Source organism: Brevundimonas sp., from assembly GCF_036677305.1.
Taxonomy (GTDB): Bacteria; Pseudomonadota; Alphaproteobacteria; order Caulobacterales; family Caulobacteraceae; genus Brevundimonas.
This window is the reverse complement of the sequence record NZ_JAKFEB010000019.1, coordinates 1-15,846: the sequence shown is the minus strand read 5'-3', so window position 1 is coordinate 15,846 and position 15,846 is coordinate 1. Positions and strand designations below refer to the sequence as shown.

Below are 15,846 nucleotides of genomic sequence, written 5' to 3'. Positions count from 1 at the left end.
CCGGAAGACCGGGTGCGTATCTGGTAGGGTAGCGAGGCATCCGATGAGAGAGGGGCCGGGGCGGCGACGCTCCGGCCCTTTTTCTTTCTTTCGTCATCCTCCGGCGAGCGCAGCGAGACCGGGGGACCCAGCGGCGCCGAAGGCGATCTGCCAAGGCAGGATGGTTGACGGCAGCGCTCCCGAAAGAGTCGCGCTCTCGCGCGCCGCTGGGTCCCCCGGTCTGCGCCGCTGCGCGGCTTGCCGGAGGATGACGAAAGAAGAAGGGGCTCCAAACGCCGGACGCAAAAAAGCCCGCCGCGGGGGATACATCGCGGCGGGCTTCTTTTCGCTCTTTGACGAGCGGACGTTTCCTCCCCGAAACGCCTCCGAGCCGCTGCTGCGTCGAAACGCTGCGCTTCTCGAGTGCGTCAGAAAGACGACATTTCGCCGTTCAAGTCAATGAACACCCTATGGAACCAACGGGAATTCCTGGGTTATCAGCGATAACTCACGAACCTGTGTGTGCACTCGCGACGATGGCGCGAACGGTCGCGACCAGGTCGCCGCGCGGGACGATCCGCTGGCCGGGGCGTTCGGATTTCCAGGCCTCGTTGTCGGTGACGCCGGCGGCCAGGGCGCGGCCCGCGTCGAGGTCCTTGACCGTGACCTGGCCGGCCGCGATCTCGTCCCCGCCCAGGATGACGGCGGCGGGCGCGCCGCGCCGGTCGGCGTATTTCATCTGCGCCTTCATGCCGGCCCGGCCGAGGTAGAGTTCGGCGGCGATCCCGGCGTTGCGCAGCTCCGACACGGCGTCGAGATAGTGCTGCATGTCCGCGTCCGAGAAGACGATGACGACCACCGGGCCGCGCACGCCGTCCGCCGCGCCCCGGCCCGCCGCCTTGAGCGCCGAGGCCAGGCGCGAGACGCCGAACGAGAAGCCTGTGGCTGGCAGGCGTTCGCCGGTGAATCTGGCGACCAGATCGTCGTAGCGGCCGCCGCCGCCGATGGAGCCGAAGCGCACGGCCCGGCCCTTGTCGTCGGTGGTGTCCAGCAGCAGCTCGGCCTCAAACACGGCGCCGGTGTAATATTCCAGCCCGCGCACGATGGTCGGATCGAAACGCACCGCCTCCTGGCCGACCTTCATGGCGTTCAGCGCCGCGTCGATGGCGGCCAGTTCATTCAGGGCGGCCTCGCCGATCTCGCCCAGACCGCCGGCCTGCGCCACGGCGTCCAGGGTCTGCGCCCGCGTCAGGCCCTCAGTCCCGACCGAGGCGAGGAAGCCTTCGATGGTCGCGATCACGCCCGACGGCAGTTTCGCCCCCTTGGTGTAGTCGCCGGACTCGTCCAGCCGACCCTCGCCCAGCAGGGCCGCGACGCCCTCCCAGCCCAGACGGTCGAATTTGTCGATGGCGCGCAGGGCGGTGAGCTTCTGGCCGGCGTCCTCGATCCCGCCCGCGGCGAACAGGCCGTCGAACAGCTTGCGGTTCGAGACCCGGACCACGGCCTGACCGGCGTCCAGCCCGGCGGCCTGCAGCCCCTCGCAGGCCATGGCGATGATCTCGGCGTCGGCCTCGGGCCGGTCCGAGCCGACGGTGTCGGCGTCGCACTGGACGAATTCGCGGAAGCGGCCGGGGCCGGGCTTCTCGTTGCGCCAGACGGGGCCGAAGGCGTAGCGGCGGAACGGCTTGGGCAGGGTCTCCCACCCCTGGGCCGCGAACCGGGCCAGCGGCGCGGTCAGGTCATAGCGCAGGGCCATCCACTGTTCGTCGTCGTCCTGCAGGCCGAAGACGCCCTCGTTGGGACGGTCGGCGTCGGGCAGGAATTTGCCCAGGGCGTCGGCGTATTCGAAGGCGCCCGTCTCCAGCGGCTCGAAGCCCCAGCGCTCATAGACCTCGGACACGCGCGCCACCAGGCGGCGCTCGGCGGTCAGGTCCGCGCCGCGGCGGTCGGCGAAGCCGCGCGGATTGCGGGCTTCGGGGCGGATCGGCGTATCGGTGCTCATGCCGCGCCGCTTAAGCCATCACCCGCCCCCCGGCAACGTTCAGGGCAACGCTCACAGGGCGACCGAGGCCGCGGCGGGTTTGCGGATCGGCACCATCCGTCCGTAGGTCAGGCAGCGCCACACCCACTCCAGCGGCCCCATGCTGAACGCCGACAGCCACAGCGGCGACCAGATCAGCTGGGCGGCCCAGACGGCGATCACCACCGTCCACATCTCGGCCGGGCTGTGCGAGCCGAACCACATGGGCCCCCAGGGCGCATAGTAGAGGGTGACCATGATCAGGGTCTGGGTCAGGTAGTTGGTGAAGGCCATCCGCCCGACCGGCGCGAACATCGCCGTCAGCACCCTCGCCCCGAACCGGTTTATCAGGATCAGGATGCTGGCGTAGAACAGGGTGATCAGGAAGGCCATGCCGCCGGCGGCGGCGGCCAGGCCGCGGGTCGGATCCGTTCCCTCGGGGGCCATGGCCTCCTGCCAGCCGAACCAGGCGAAGGCCGCCAGATTGGCCCCGCCCACGGCGATGACCAGCAGATAGACCCACAGCGGCGACCGGCCCGAGAGATAGCCCGACTTGAACAGCCCCAGCCCCAGCAGCATCAGCGGCACGGTGACCGGAATCAGGAACGGGCTGGCCATCAGCTGGAAGGTCGCCCAGGTCTGCAGGTTCTGCATCAGCCCCTCGGGCCAGCCGGCGCGGTAGAGATCGATCGTGGCCTGGATCGCCGCGGGGTCCGCCGTCGGCATGCCCGCCTTCATCTGCGCCGCATACTCGGCCGGCATATTGGCCATGCCCCAGTAGCCGGCGGTGGCGACCAGTCCCCACAGCAGGGTGATCGATCCGCCGACCCACAGCAGCCTGCGCGCGCTCCACGAGCGCATCAGCATGACCAGCAGGCCGCAGTAGGCGTAGTGGAACAGGATGTCGCCGTACCAGAAGACCGCCCCGTGGATCAGGCCGATCAGGCCGAGCCACAACAGGCGGCGGCGCAGCAGCGGGCCGCGGTCGTCGTCGAACCGCTCGCCGCCGACCAGAAAGACCGACACGCCGAACAGCATGGTGAACAGCGTCCGCATCTTGTCGGAGAAGAAGACGTCGGTGACCCACATGCCGATGTGGTCCGCCTGGGTCAGCACCCCCGGGGGCGGCGCCTCCGACATGGTCAGCTGGTACGGCCAGGCGAAGGCGACGGCGTTGACGGCCAGGATGCCCAGTATGGCCCAGCCGCGCAGCACATCCAGATTGTAGATGCGGTCCTTGGGCCGGACGGGCTCGAGCGCGGGCCGGGCCCGCGGCGTGGATTCAATGTCGACAGCGGCCATGATCTTCCCCCCAATCCGGCGAGCCTCAAACTGGCGGACGCGGGCCGATCTGGAAACTGAATTCGCGGTAACCGCCGGCGATCCGGACGACCCTCCACACAAAAAGAACAAACCGGCAACATTCCCGTTGCGAGTCCCCGTCCGGAATGCTTTCCCTCTCCCCGGGTCGGTCTTCACATCCCTCCAGCCAGAGAGCCCCAGCCATGACGCCCGAAGACCCGACCGCCCGCCTCCTCGCCGTCCTGCAGGGCATCGACCTGACCAGCGCCGACGGCCGCGCCGGCATCGGCGGGCTCCTGTCCGAGATCGAGCGCCTCTCCCCGGGCTCCGTCCTGCAGCAGGCGGCGCGGATCGAGCTGCGGGCGCTGGGGTGGACGGGCTCCCGGGACCGGTGACGCGCGGTCCTGTCGCCCGGAGGCCGCGATATGGCCGTTCGCAACCGGCGCCGGGAATAGGGCGCACGCACTAATATTCAAGTGCCATGGAACAATTTAAGTTATTAGCCGTTCGTTATTTTACCACAGACGTGAACAACATGTTCATGTCTTGTTAATCAACAAAGATGCTAAGCTCTATTGTTGCCGAAATGCTTGAACTCAACTCGCACGTGCGGTTGATTTATTTCTCAAGCCAGCACCGACTGAATCGATCATCCAGCCTTTTCTACGTGCGTGCTCTCCGCTGCGTGAGAGCCGGTACGCCCTGATTTCGCGGCGGCGCTTCGAGATAGTCATGTTGAGATTCGGCCTGATAGCGGCTGCGCTATTGGCGACTGGTCAGTCGGCCTACGCCCAGCAAGCACCCCGCCCTGGCGGTCAGCTGCAGCAAATCCCGCCCGCCACGCTCCCGCTGCGTAGCGTTCCGGACATCCAGATTGAACGCCCCGAGGCGCCGGTCGACGCCGTCGCCGAAGGCACGCGTATCCGGGTGAACGCGCTGCGCATCACCGGCGCGACCCTCTTCCCGGAAGCGGAACTGATCGCAGCCACGGGATTCACGCCGGGAAGCGATCTGACCCTGGCGGAAATTCGCAATGCGGCGGCCGGGATCACGCGCTTCTACAACAGTCGCGGCTATGTTCTGGCCCAGGCCTATCTGCCGGCCCAGGGCGTTCCCGACGGCGTGGTGACGATCGCCGTGGTCGAGGGCCGCTACGGCGCGATCAATCTACACAACGAGTCAGGCGTGTCGGATGACGTGGCGCGACGTATCACGGCGGGTCTGAACAGCGGCGACCCGGTCGCCGTTGCGGCGCTTGAGCGGCGGCTTCTTCTGCTCTCCGATATTCCCGGCGTCGTGGTCCATTCGACCTTGTCTCCCGGCGCCGAGGTCGGAACCTCCGACCTCACCGTGGGCCTGACGCGCGCGCCGCGGATTTCGGGCAGCCTCGAGGCCGATAACGCCGGCAACCGCTACACCGGCGCCTACCGGTTCGGCGGATCGATCAACGCCCACAATGCGACGGGCTTCGGGGACCTTCTGAGCCTGCGTCTGCTCGCCTCGACGGAGGGTCTGGCCTATGGACGCGCCGCCTGGCAGGCGCCGCTCGGCGACGCGACGGTCGGGGTGGCCTATACGCATCTGGAGTATGCGCTCGGCCGGGAATTCGCGGCCCTCGACGCGGGCGGCGCATCCGACATCATCAGCGCCTTCGCCAGCTATCCGCTCATCCGCTCGCGGGCTGCGAACCTCTACGCCATGGCCAGCCTGGACGCGAAATACCTGACGGACGAGATCGATCTGGTCTCGCAGGTGTCCAACAGGGAGATACGGGCCGTGACGGCAGGCCTGTACGGCGATTCCCATGACGCCTTCGGCGGCGGCGGCTGGAACACGGGATCTCTGTTCTGGACATCGGGCGACCTCGATATCGAGAGCCCGCTCGAGCGGGCCATCGACGCGTCGACCGCACGCTCCCACGGCGGGTTCAACAAGCTGCAATACGCCGTTTCGCGGCTGCAGACGGTCAGCGGCCCCCTGTCGGTCTTCGGCGCCCTGCGCGGGCAGATCGCCACTGACAATCTGGACAGTTCGGAAAAGATGGAACTGGGCGGCGCCTATGCGGTGCGCGCCTATCCCGAGGGCGAGGCCTACGGCGACGAGGGCTATGTCGCGACCGTGGAGGCCCGCCTGATGCTGGATGCGTGGACGCAGCCCCTGCCGGGCCAGTTCCAGCTGATCGCCTTCGTCGACACGGGCGAAGTCGACTTCGCCCACGATCCCTGGTTCGCCGGCCCCAACCATGCCCGGCGCAGCGGCGGCGGCATCGGGATCAACTGGTTCGGGCCCGATAACCTCATCATCCGCGCATCCTACGCCCGCCGGTTCAACGATCAGATTTCGACCTCCGGACCCGACGAAACGGGCCGCGGATGGTTCCAGATCGTCAAGCTGTTCTGATGACGACGATGACGGACCGCACCCCCCCGACTTTCCCGACAAGGACGTTCTGATGACCAGACTCCACCTTATCGCCGGCGCCGGCCGGCCGGCCGGATGTCGATTCGCCCCGTCGGGTCGCAAGGCCGCCCTGACGGCCTCGACCCGGCTGGCCGGCTTCGCCGCCAGCGCCCTGTTCGGGCTGGGCGCATCCCTTATCCTGGGAACAGCGGTCCAGGCTCAGACCCTGCCGACAGGCGGCTCGGTCGCCTCGGGCGGCGCCACCATCACCGCCGGGCCCGGCACGATGACGATCAACCAGTCGACCCAGAACACGGTCATCAACTGGCAGAGCTTCTCCATCGGCTCCGGCGGCAGCGTCGCCTTCGTGCAGCCCAATGGCAGCTCGGTGGCCCTGAACAGGGTGTTGGGGCCGGACGCCTCGGCGATCTTCGGCAGCCTGACCTCCAATGGCCAGGTGTTCCTGATCAATCCCAACGGCGTCCTGTTCGGACAGGGGTCGCAGGTCAATGTCGGCGGTCTGGTCGCATCGACCCTGGGCATCAGCGACGCCGACTTCATGGCCGGCCACTACAGGTTCTCGGGCGGCGGAAGCGGTTCGGTGGTCAACGAAGGCGCGATCATCGCGGACGGCGGCTATGTCGCGCTTCTGGGAGGCAGCGTCAGCAACCAGGGCCTGGTCCAGGCCAATCTGGGCTCGATCGTCCTCGCCTCGGGCGAGGCCATAACCCTCGATGTCGCCGGCGACGGTCTGCTCAACGTCGTCGTCGACGAGGGCGCGGCCAACGCCCTGGTCCAGAACGGCGGCATGCTGCAGGCGGACGGAGGCCGGGTGGTGATGACCGCGCAGGGCGCGGGCGAGCTGCTCCGGACGGTGGTGAACAACACCGGCCTCATCCAGGCCCGTACGATTGACGATCGCAACGGGACCATCCTGCTTCTGGGAGACATGCAGAGCGGGACGCTCAACGTGGCCGGAGTCCTTGACGCCGGCGCGCCCGGCGGCGGCGACGGTGGCTTCATCGAGACATCCGCCGGGACCGTGAACATCGCGCCCGGAACCTTCATCACCACGGATGCGCCCTCGGGTGACACGGGGACCTGGCTGATCGATCCGGCCGACTTCACCATCGGGGCCGGCGGCAATATTTCCGGAGCCACCCTGTCCGCCCAGCTGGTGACCACCAATGTCGTTATCAGCACGATGACGGGCGCGGGCGCGGCGCTGCCGGGCGACGGCGACATCCACGTGAACGACGCGATCGCCTGGACCGCCTCCTCCACCCCCACCACCCTGACGCTGAACGCCAATCGCGACGTCAACATCAACGCCGCCATCACGGCCACCAACGGCAATCTGGTCGCCTGCTGCGGACGGGACGTGAACGTCAATGCGCCCATCACCACGGTGAACGGCAGCGTCCTGCTGAACGCCGGGCAGAACGTGAACGTCTATCACGCGATCACCACCACGGACGGCAACATCGCCCTCTGCGCCGGGCACGACGTCCATATCGACGCCGCCGTCACCCTGACCCGGGGCAGCACCATTCCGGCCCAGAGCCTGGGCCTGCCGGTCGGGCTGACCATCATCGCCGGCGCGGACGGATCCGGTCCCGGCGTCGGCGGCGGCACCATCATCTTCAGTCCGCTGGCCCCGCCCGTCACGGTCACGGCGGCCCCTGTCACGATCAACTACAATCCGGTGTCCTACGCGGCTCCGTCGGACTTCTCGACCCACTTCACCCTCACCGAGGGCGCGGCGCTGACGCAACGGATGCTGCTGTTCCCGGACGGCAGCCGTGAGGCTGACGGCGGGACCGCAACCACCCTCAACGGCTTCAGGACCACGGTCGCCTCGGGTCTGCCCACGGGCGTAAATCTGGTCGCGGGTCCGGGCGCGAGCGCGACCTTCGATTCGGCGGCCGTCGGCGCCGATGTCGGCATCACCTACAGCGGCTACTCGCTGGCCGGCGCAAACGCCGACCAATACGCCCTGGCCGGTTCCTGCTGCGTGTCGACCTTCAGGACCCGGGGAACGATCTCGGCGGCGGCTGTTCCGCCTCCGGTGACTCCGCCCCCGGTGACTCCGCCGCCGGTGACGCCGCCCCCGGTGACCCCGCCCGTCACCCCGCCGCCTCCGGTCATCCCGCCCGTGACGCCGCCGGTTATCCCGCCCGTCACTCCGCCCGTCATTCCGCCCGTCGCGCCGACGCCGATCGCGGTCTACCCGATCGTGGGCCCGCCCCCGCCCATGACGCCTGCGCCCGAGCTCGCGTTCGACGTGGTCGATGGAGGCGTTCGACTGCCGCCCCATGAATCGACGCCCTTCTCCCCGCCCGTCGAGGAGACGATCCCGGCCCCTTCCCGGGCCGCGCCCGTGACGCCGGCCGCGCCCCGGGTTCCCGTCTACCCTCCCAAGCAGGACCGCAATTGACGGCGGGGACGACCCCGACGCGCCGGCCGCGGGACGCACGGTCTTGGGCGCCGGGGCGTTCCGCGGTCGCGGGATTGTTCATCGGCCTGACCTTCGCCTCGGCCAGCCTGGCCGACGAACGGCCGTCGCCGCCCGGCCCGCCGGACGCCGCCTCGACCTTCGTCGCCTCGTCGGCCGCTGACCGGCTGGCGGCCTGGGTACGCGAGACGGCCGACAATCAGGGCCTGCCCTTCCTCGTCATCGACAAGGTCAGCGCGCAGGTCGCGGCCTTTGACCGCGAGGGCCGGCTGATCGGGGTCGGGCCGGCGCTGCTGGGTCTGGCGCGCGGCGACGTCTCGCCGCCCGGCATAGGCGCCCGTCCCCTGTCCACCATCACGCCGGGCGAACGCATCACGCCCGCGGGACGGTTCCTGGCCTCAATGGGCGAGAACCTCGGCGGGAAGGGAATCCTCTGGATCGACTACGACGCCGCCCTGTCCTTGCATCCGGTCATCACCACGCGGCCCGCCGACCGGCGCCTGCAACGCCTCGCGACGGCCACAGCCGACGACAACCGGATCTCGTTTGGGTGCGTGAACGTGCCGGCTGACTTCTACGCCGGGGTCGTGGAGCCTGTGTTCAGGGACACGACCGGGGTCGTCTATATCCTGCCGGAGGTCCGATCCGTCGCAGAGGTGTTTTTCCTGCCGGCCGTCGTCCCTTCCGAACCCGACCAGGGCAGGGGCGCCCCGGACCAGGTCAGTGCGCCTCGTCCCAGTTCCCGGCCGCCCTTGCATCCACCACCAGCGGCACCGTGAGCGCCACGGCCGGTTCCGCCGCACCTTCCATCGTCCGTTTGATCACCACGATGGCGCCCTCCGCCTCGGCTTCCGGGGCCTCGAAGACCAGTTCGTCGTGGACCTGAAGCAGCATGCGGGTGGACAGGCCGGCGTCTGACAGGGCCCCCGGCATGCGGATCATGGCGCGGCGGATGATGTCGGCGGCGGCGCCCTGGATGGGGGCGTTGATGGCGGCGCGTTCGCCGAACTGGCGCTCGGCCCCCGACTTGGAGTGGATGGCCGGAATGTGGATGCGGCGGCCGAAGACGGTCGAGACCATGCCCGTCTCGCGCACCTGAACCTTGGTGGCGTCCATGTAGGCGCGGATGCCGGGGAAGCGCTCGAAATAGGTCTTGATGTAGGCCCCGGCCTCGCCCTGGTCGATGCCCAGCTGGGCAGCCAGGCCGAAGGCCGAGATGCCGTAGACGATGCCGAAATTGATCGCCTTGGCGCGGCGGCGCGTCTCGGGGTCCATCTGGTCGACGGGGACGCCGAACATCTCCGAGGCCGTGGCGGTGTGGATGTCGATGCCGGCGGCGAAGGCGCGCTTGAGCTCGGGGATGTCGCCGATGTGGGCCAGCAGGCGCAGCTCGATCTGGCTGTAGTCGGCGCTGATCAGGACGTGGCCGGGGGCGGCGATGAAGGCCTGGCGGATCTGGCGGCCGGTCTCGGTGCGGATCGGGATGTTCTGCAGATTGGGGTCGCTGCTGGCCAGGCGGCCGGTGGTGGCGGCGGCCAGCTGGTAGGAGGTGTGGACGCGGTCGGTGGTCTTGTCGGCGGCCTCGATCAGGGCGTCGGTGTAGGTGCCCTTGAGCTTGCTGAGCTGGCGCCAGTCCAGCAGGACGCGCGGGAGGTCGTGGGTCAGGGCCAGGGTCTCGAGCGTGGCGGCGCCGGTCTCCCACTGGCCCGAGGCGGTCTTCCTGCCGCCGGTCAGGTTCATCTCGCCGAACAGGATGTCGCCGATCTGGCGCGGGCTGCCGATGTTGAACGGGCGGCCGGCCATCTGGTGGGCGGTGGCCTCCAGCTCGGCCATGCGCATGCCGAACTCGGACGACAGGCGCTTCAGCCGGTCGGGGTCGACGCGGACGCCGGCCCGCTCCATCTCGGCCAGGACGGCGGGCATGCCGCGCTCCAGCGTTTCATAGACGGTGGTCAGCTTTTCCTCGGCCAGCCGCGGCTTGAGGATGCGCCACAGGCGCAGGGTCACGTCGGCGTCCTCGGCGGCGTAGCAGGTGGCCGGTTTCAGCTCGACGTGTTTGAAGGACTTCTGGCTCTTGCCCGTGCCCGCCACCTGTTTGAACGGGATCGGGTCGTGGCCGAGGTGCAGCCGCGCCAGCTCGTCCATGCCGTGGCCGTGAAGCCCGCCCTCCAGCACGTAGGAGATCAGCATGGTGTCGTCGATCGGCGCCACCCGGATGCCGCGCCGGGCCATGACGGCGATGTCGTATTTGCCGTTCTGCATCACCTTGAGGACGCCGGGGTTCTCCAGCAGCACCTTGAGGCGGGCGAGGGCGGCGGGCTTGTCGATCTGGGTGATCGGTTCGCGCTGGTCCGTCTCCCCCCCGAAATCCAGCCCCCCGGCGTTGGCCGCCGGTTCGTGCTCGTGCGTCAGCGGCACATAGCAGGCGTCGTTCGGCCCGATCGCCAGCGACACGCCGCACAAGCCCGCGTGGGTGGCGCTGAGGGCGTCGGTCTCGGTGTCGAAGCCGACGACCCCGGCCTCCGTGGCGCGGGCGATCCAGGCGTCGAGCTCCTCGATGGTCTGGACGCAGCGGTAGGATTCGATGTCGACGGTCTGGGCCTCGGCGGGGCCGGTCGCGACCTGGCCGTAGCGGGGGGTGGCGACGGGAGCGCCGGGGACCTTCGGGCGGACCACGAAGGCGGTGCCGTCCCTCGCCGCGGCCTTGCCGTCGCCGACGCGGTTGCGAAGGCTGCGGAACTCCATCCGGTCGAGGAATTCGCCCAGCTTTTCCGGGTCGGGGTGGCGGACCACGAAGTCGTCGATCGGCTCGGGCGCGGGGGCGTCGCAGGTCAGGCGCACCAGTTCGCGGCTGAGCAGGATCTGGTCGCGGAAATTGATCAGGGTCTCGCGGCGTTTCGGCTGTTTGATCTCGCCGGCGCGTTCCAGAAGCGTGTCCAGGTCGCCGTATTCGTCCAGCAGCTGGGCCGCCGTCTTGGGGCCGATGCCGGGGGCGCCGGGGACGTTGTCGACGCTGTCGCCGATCAGCGCCTGGAGGTCGACCATCTTCTCGGGCAGGACGCCGAACTTCTCCATGACGGCGTCTTCTTCCAGCCGCCGGTCCTTCATCGGATCCCACATGACCACGCCGCCGCCGATCAGCTGCATCAGGTCCTTGTCGGAGCTGACGATGACCGCCTCGCCGCCCGCATCCCGCGCCTTGCAGGCGTAGGTGGCGATCAGGTCGTCGGCCTCGTAGCCGGGCAGTTCGAGGCAGGCGACGCCGAAGGCCGCGGTGGCCTCGCGCACCAGCGGGAACTGGGGGATCAGATCCTCGGGCGGGGCCGAGCGGTTGGCCTTGTACTGGTCGTACAGCTCGTTGCGGAAGGTCTTCTCCGAATGGTCGAAGATGGCCACCAGATGGGTCGGGCCGTCGGCGCCCTTCATGTCCTGCAGCAGCTTCCACAGCATGTTGCAGTAGCCCTGGATCGCGCCCACCGGCAGGCCGTCGGACTTGCGCGTCAGGGGCGGCAGGGCGTGGTAGGCGCGGAAGATGTAGGCCGAGGCGTCGATCATCCACAGCCGCAGCGCGGGGCCGTCCTGGGTCAGGGGGCGGTCGGCGGATTCGGGCGCTGTGTCGGTCATGGGCGGAACATAGGGGCGCCGGACGCGCCCGTCATCAGATCAAGCGGCGCGGATGTTGACCGGCGGCCCGGCCCTCGCTCAAGCTGAGGGCGGAGGAACGCCCCATGCTGTCGAGCCTGCTCCTGACCCTGATGCTTTCCGCCCAGACCGCGCCGCCGCCGTCGCAACCCTGGCCGAGGATCCGGCTGGACGGCTATCTGCCCGCTCTGGACGACACGAGCCGGTCGTTCGAGGAGGCCAGGACTTTTGTTCTGGCGAACGGCGAGGCGTCCCTTCCCTGGACGCCGCCGCAGGTCGAGATGAGCGCGGCGGAAGACCTCTCGCGGACGTCCCTGTCCGTGGCCTTCAACTGGGTGTGGTTGACCGACAGCCAAGGGCGGCGCCCGATCTGGTTCGCGCGGCTGCGGGCCATGGACGGGGAGCGCACGATCGAGCGGTTCGCTGATTCCCGGCAGTGTCCGGGCGTGGAGGAGTCACTTCGGCAACTCGATGCCCTCCCGGCGCTCGAGCCGCGGACGCCGGGGTTGCCGGAACCCGGGGAGGCGCCTGACCTCACGGACGTGGGCGGCGGCTATCTACACGACAACGGCTACCGAGTTCGCCTGAGGGGGCTGTTCGCCGGCGCCCGCTACAGCCAGCGGCTCGAGGTGACGGGGGGGTCTGACGCGCCCTTCGCTCCGGTGATCGCGGACTCGCTGACGCGCCTCAAATCCTGCTGGACCGAAACGCCGCCGCCGCGCCGGTGATCAGGAGACCCAGGTCCTCCTGCATCCGCCGACCATCCAGCCGGCGAAGCCGGAGTAGACGCGGCATTCCGAACCCTGACCTGCCAGAGGGCCGTGCATGATGCCGACCTCGATCACCGCGCCTTCGTCGTCGTAGCGGGGTTGGTGGAAGCGCACCCACGGTCTGACGCGGCCGCCGGAGGGTGCGCTTTCGTCATAGCGGGCGAAGGCGAGTCCGTGACGGCTCCAGTCGCAGCGCGGATCATAGTCGGCCTCGAAGCGGACGGGTGGCGGCGGATTGTCGGGACCGAACTGGAAATACTCCTTCGCCACCGCGGCGATGATCGCGCAGTCGTCGCCCAACTCCCCCACGACAACCTCTTCGGGCGCGGGCTCCGCCGGCGTGGCGCAGCCGGTCACAAGGAGCGAGGCGATCAGGGTGAGAGCGGGGCGCATACAGGCTCCTGTCAGGAACGAAGGCCGGTGATGGTGCGATTGGGCGCGATATCCTCGGCCGAGGTCAACAGGTGAACGAGGGCGGGGCGGCCCGCGTTCCGGGCGGCCTCCAGCGCGGCGGGGAAGTCCTCGGTCCGTTCGCAGCGCACGCCGAAGGCGCCGAAGGCCTCGGCGTATTTGACGAAATCGGGGTTCTTCAGATCCGTGGCGATGGTGCGCTGAGCCCCCGGATAGTGGGTTTCCTGGTGCATGCGGATGGTGCCGTAGGTTCCGTTGTCGACCACGACCACGACGACGTTGATCCCGTACTGGACCGCCGTGGCGATCTCCTGCCCGGTCATCAGATAGTCGCCGTCGCCGGCGATGCAGATGACGTCGCGGTCGGGGTGGACGCTCTTGGCGGCGAGGGCGGCCGGATAGCCGTAGCCCATGGCCCCCGAGGTCGGCGCCAGCTGGGTGCGGCAGGCGCGGTGGCGATAGAAGCGGTGCAGCCAGGCGGCGAAATTGCCCGCGCCGTTGGTGACGATGGCGGTCGGCGGCAGGATCTCGCCGAGGTGGGCCATGCACTCGCTCATGTTCACCGCCCCGGTCACCGGCACGGGCGTCGAGAAGGCCTGGTAGTCGGCGTGGGCGGCGGCGGCCTCGTCATGCCAGGTCCGGCCCGGATCGGTCGCGGCCAGGGCGAGGGCGGCCAGCGAGTTGTCGGCCGCCGCGCTGAGCAGAGGCGTCCAGACCCGGCCCAGTTCCTCGGGTCCGGGGTGGATATGGATCAGAGTGTCCGCCGTCCGGGCGCGGTCGAACAGGGTGTAGCCCTGCGTCGGATTCTCCCCCAGCCGGGCGCCGATGGCGATGATCAGGTCAGCGGCCTTCGCTCGCGCCGTCAGCTTCGGATTGCAGCCGAGGCCCAGGTCGCCGGCGTAGTTGGGACGGTCGTTGGACAGCAGGTCCTTGCGCCGGAACGACAGGCTGACCGGGAGGCCGATCCCTTCGGCCCAGTCTCCGATGGCGGCGGCGGCTTCTTCGGTCCAGCCGGAACCGCCCAGCACCAGCAGCGGGCGTTCGGCCTTCGCCAGCTTCGCGCGCACCTGTTCGACGAAGGCCGGATCCAGCGCCGCTTTCGCGGGCGTCACCGGCCGGATCGGGGCAGGGCCGCCGTCTTCGTGCAGGATGTTCTCGGGCAGGGCGATGACCACAGGGCCCATCCGGCCCTGAAGCGCGGTGGCGAAGGCGCGCTCGACCACCTCGACGGTGCGTTCCGGGCTTTCGATCTCGGTGGCCCATTTGGCGAGGCCGCCGAACACCTCGCGGTAGTCGACCTCCTGGAAGGCGCCGCGGCCGCGGTCGGTCAGGGCGATCTGGCCGACGAACAGGATCATCGGCGTCGAGTCCTGATGCGCCGTATGCACGCCGATCGAGGCGTGGGTGGCGCCGGGCCCGCGCGTGACCATGCAGACGCCGGGCTTGCCGGTCAGCTTGCCGTAGGCCTCGGCCATGTTGGCGGCGCCCGCCTCGTGCCGGCAGGCGATGACCTGGATCTTCCCGCGCACGTCGGCCAGCGCATCCAGCACGGCCAGATAGCTTTCGCCGGGCACGCAGAAGACGCGGTCGATCCCGTTCATGACGAGGGTTTCGACAAGGCGGCGGGCGGCGGTGTCAGCGGGCTGGGTCATGTCCAGCGGTTAGCAGATCGAACCCCGGCCTGGCTATGCAACCCGACGGCCACGCTTGCGTTTACGGTGAAGGTTCACACTGCCTCCCAAGGACATACCATGAAAAAGATCATCGCCCTGACCCTCGTAGCCGCCGCCCTGGCGGTCTCGGCCTGCAACACCGTCGCCGGCGCCGGCCGCGACGTCTCGGCCGCCGGCAACGCCGTCGCCACGACGGCGGAAGACGCCAAGAACTAGGCCTCCCGCCAGGTCGAATGAAGGGGCCCGCCGGTTTCCGGCGGGCCTTTTCACTTCAGTAGACGACTCCCGTCAGATACAGCCCGTCCGACGGCGCCACAGGTCCGCAGGCCGCCCGGTCGCGCGCCGCCAGCGCCGCCGCCACGTCCTCGACCGCCCAGCGGCCCTGACCGACTTCCGCCAGGGTGCCGGTCATGGAGCGCACCTGCCGGTGCAGGAAGCTGCGCGCCTCGAACACCAGATGCACCTCCTCGCCGCTGCGGCTCACGCGGGCGAGGTCCAGCGTCTTCTCCGGCGATTTCGACTGGCAGTTCACATCGCGGAAGGTGGTGAAGTCGTGCAGTCCGACCAGGGCCTGGGCCGCCTCGTGCATGGCCCCGGCGTCCAGCGGTTTGCGGATATGCCAGACCCTGCCCTTGTCCAGCGCCGGCGGGCCGGGCCGGCTGAGGATGCGGTAAAGATAGCGGCGCCCGGTCGCCGAGAAGCGCGCGTGCCATTCGTCGTCCACGGCGGCGCAGTCCAGCACCGACACCGCCTCGCCGACCAGATGGGCGTTCAGGGCGTTCATCACCGTGCGCTCGGGCCAGGCCTTGTCGAGATCGAAACTGATCACCTGGCCGGTGGCGTGAACCCCGGTGTCGGTCCGTCCCGCGGCGGCGATGCGCACGGTCTGGCCGCAGAAGGCGGTGATGGCCGTCTCGATCGCGCCCTGCACCGTCGGCTGTTCCGGCTGGGCCTGAAAGCCGTTGTAGCTCGAGCCGTCGTATTCGAGCGTCAGCCGATACCGGGGCATCAGGCCAGCCGTGTCCCGGCGGGCAGGGCGAAGCCGCGCAGCATCTCGTCCGGCGTCTGGGCCGCCTTGCCGGCGCGCTGCACCCGCAGCAGCCGGACCACGCCGTCGCCGGTCGCGATCCGCAGGTCGCCGTCCAGAACCTCGCCGGGCGCGCCCGCGCCGCGCAGCGACAGCCGCGACATCAG

12 protein-coding genes and 1 pseudogene are annotated in these 15,846 nt (G+C 69.3%); 6 read left to right on the top strand and 7 right to left on the bottom strand.

Features of this window, described 5'->3' with window-relative positions:
* Window positions 1-487 precede the first annotated feature (487 nt).
* Window positions 488-1,981, bottom strand: a complete 1,494-nt coding sequence (hisS, locus tag V6M42_RS01155) for a histidine--tRNA ligase (RefSeq protein WP_332676583.1) — start codon at window positions 1,979-1,981, stop codon at window positions 488-490.
* A 51-nt stretch (window positions 1,982-2,032) separates the two neighbouring features.
* On the bottom strand, window positions 2,033-3,301 hold the full coding sequence (locus V6M42_RS01150; RefSeq protein ID WP_332676582.1) for a DUF418 domain-containing protein: 1,269 nt from the start codon (window positions 3,299-3,301) through the stop codon (window positions 2,033-2,035).
* 203 nt (window positions 3,302-3,504) lie between these two features.
* Here V6M42_RS01150 and V6M42_RS01145 point away from each other — a divergent pair, with 203 nt between their 5' ends.
* The 4 genes from V6M42_RS01145 (at window position 3,505) to V6M42_RS01130 (ending at window position 8,935) form a co-directional block, all read left to right on the top strand.
* A complete protein-coding gene (locus V6M42_RS01145) occupies window positions 3,505-3,696 on the top strand; it encodes a hypothetical protein (RefSeq protein WP_332676579.1) in 192 nt (63 codons plus the stop codon).
* Window positions 3,697-4,033: 337 nt separating this feature from the next.
* Complete coding sequence (locus tag V6M42_RS01140) at window positions 4,034-5,701, top strand: ShlB/FhaC/HecB family hemolysin secretion/activation protein (RefSeq protein ID WP_332676577.1); 1,668 nt, start codon at window positions 4,034-4,036, stop codon at window positions 5,699-5,701.
* 52 nt (window positions 5,702-5,753) lie between these two features.
* Window positions 5,754-8,138, top strand: coding sequence for a two-partner secretion domain-containing protein (locus V6M42_RS01135; RefSeq protein WP_332676575.1), 2,385 nt, complete (start codon window positions 5,754-5,756; stop codon window positions 8,136-8,138).
* A 74-nt stretch (window positions 8,139-8,212) separates the two neighbouring features.
* Window positions 8,213-8,935: a L,D-transpeptidase gene (locus V6M42_RS01130; RefSeq protein WP_332676572.1), complete on the top strand. Its 723-nt coding sequence runs from the start codon at window positions 8,213-8,215 to the stop codon at window positions 8,933-8,935.
* On the opposite strand, the gene polA is transcribed toward V6M42_RS01130, so the two are convergent.
* The gene (polA, locus tag V6M42_RS01125) at window positions 8,877-11,780 is read right to left on the bottom strand and encodes a DNA polymerase I (RefSeq protein ID WP_332676570.1); all 2,904 of its coding nucleotides are present in this window, start codon (window positions 11,778-11,780) and stop codon (window positions 8,877-8,879) included. The two genes, V6M42_RS01130 and polA, sit on opposite strands and share 59 nt — an antisense overlap.
* Window positions 11,781-11,884: 104 nt before the next feature.
* Between polA and V6M42_RS01120 the strand changes: the two genes are divergently transcribed.
* The gene (locus V6M42_RS01120) at window positions 11,885-12,526 is read left to right on the top strand and encodes a hypothetical protein (protein ID WP_332676568.1); all 642 of its coding nucleotides are present in this window, start codon (window positions 11,885-11,887) and stop codon (window positions 12,524-12,526) included.
* Here the strand turns inward: V6M42_RS01120 and V6M42_RS01115 are convergent, their stop codons facing one another.
* Window positions 12,527-12,961 (bottom strand): hypothetical protein, encoded by a 435-nt coding sequence (locus tag V6M42_RS01115; protein WP_332676566.1) that lies wholly within the window; start codon window positions 12,959-12,961, stop codon window positions 12,527-12,529.
* Between the two features lie 11 nt (window positions 12,962-12,972).
* The gene (locus V6M42_RS01110; protein WP_332676565.1) at window positions 12,973-14,631 is read right to left on the bottom strand and encodes a thiamine pyrophosphate-binding protein; all 1,659 of its coding nucleotides are present in this window, start codon (window positions 14,629-14,631) and stop codon (window positions 12,973-12,975) included.
* A 99-nt stretch (window positions 14,632-14,730) separates the two neighbouring features.
* On the opposite strand from V6M42_RS01110, the gene V6M42_RS01105 reads away from it, so the two are divergent.
* Window positions 14,731-14,868 carry an entericidin A/B family lipoprotein gene (locus V6M42_RS01105; protein WP_332659102.1) on the top strand — a complete coding sequence of 46 codons (138 nt, stop codon included), beginning with the start codon at window positions 14,731-14,733 and terminating at the stop codon, window positions 14,866-14,868.
* A 55-nt stretch (window positions 14,869-14,923) separates the two neighbouring features.
* Here the strand turns inward: V6M42_RS01105 and truA are convergent, their stop codons facing one another.
* On the bottom strand, window positions 14,924-15,661 hold the full coding sequence (gene truA / locus V6M42_RS01100; protein ID WP_332676563.1) for a tRNA pseudouridine(38-40) synthase TruA: 738 nt from the start codon (window positions 15,659-15,661) through the stop codon (window positions 14,924-14,926).
* Window positions 15,661-15,846 (bottom strand): annotated as a pseudogene (locus V6M42_RS01095) (methionyl-tRNA formyltransferase); the annotation flags it as partial. The gene truA and the pseudogene V6M42_RS01095, both read right to left, overlap by 1 nt.

Excerpts from the sequence above, each read along its gene's own strand:
- hisS (WP_332676583.1), bottom strand. The coding sequence starts at position 1,981 with ATGAGCACCGATACGCCGATCCGCCCCGAAGCCCGCAATCCGCGCGGC.
- V6M42_RS01150 (WP_332676582.1), bottom strand. The coding sequence starts at position 3,301 with ATGGCCGCTGTCGACATTGAATCCACGCCGCGGGCCCGGCCCGCGCTC.
- V6M42_RS01115 (WP_332676566.1), bottom strand. The coding sequence starts at position 12,961 with ATGCGCCCCGCTCTCACCCTGATCGCCTCGCTCCTTGTGACCGGCTGC.
- polA (WP_332676570.1), bottom strand. The coding sequence starts at position 11,780 with ATGACCGACACAGCGCCCGAATCCGCCGACCGCCCCCTGACCCAGGAC.
- V6M42_RS01145 (WP_332676579.1), top strand. The coding sequence starts at position 3,505 with ATGACGCCCGAAGACCCGACCGCCCGCCTCCTCGCCGTCCTGCAGGGC.
- V6M42_RS01135 (WP_332676575.1), top strand. The coding sequence starts at position 5,754 with ATGACCAGACTCCACCTTATCGCCGGCGCCGGCCGGCCGGCCGGATGT.
- truA (WP_332676563.1), bottom strand. The coding sequence starts at position 15,661 with ATGCCCCGGTATCGGCTGACGCTCGAATACGACGGCTCGAGCTACAAC.
- V6M42_RS01140 (WP_332676577.1), top strand. The coding sequence starts at position 4,034 with ATGTTGAGATTCGGCCTGATAGCGGCTGCGCTATTGGCGACTGGTCAG.
- V6M42_RS01105 (WP_332659102.1), top strand. The coding sequence starts at position 14,731 with ATGAAAAAGATCATCGCCCTGACCCTCGTAGCCGCCGCCCTGGCGGTC.
- V6M42_RS01120 (WP_332676568.1), top strand. The coding sequence starts at position 11,885 with ATGCTGTCGAGCCTGCTCCTGACCCTGATGCTTTCCGCCCAGACCGCG.
- V6M42_RS01110 (WP_332676565.1), bottom strand. The coding sequence starts at position 14,631 with ATGACCCAGCCCGCTGACACCGCCGCCCGCCGCCTTGTCGAAACCCTC.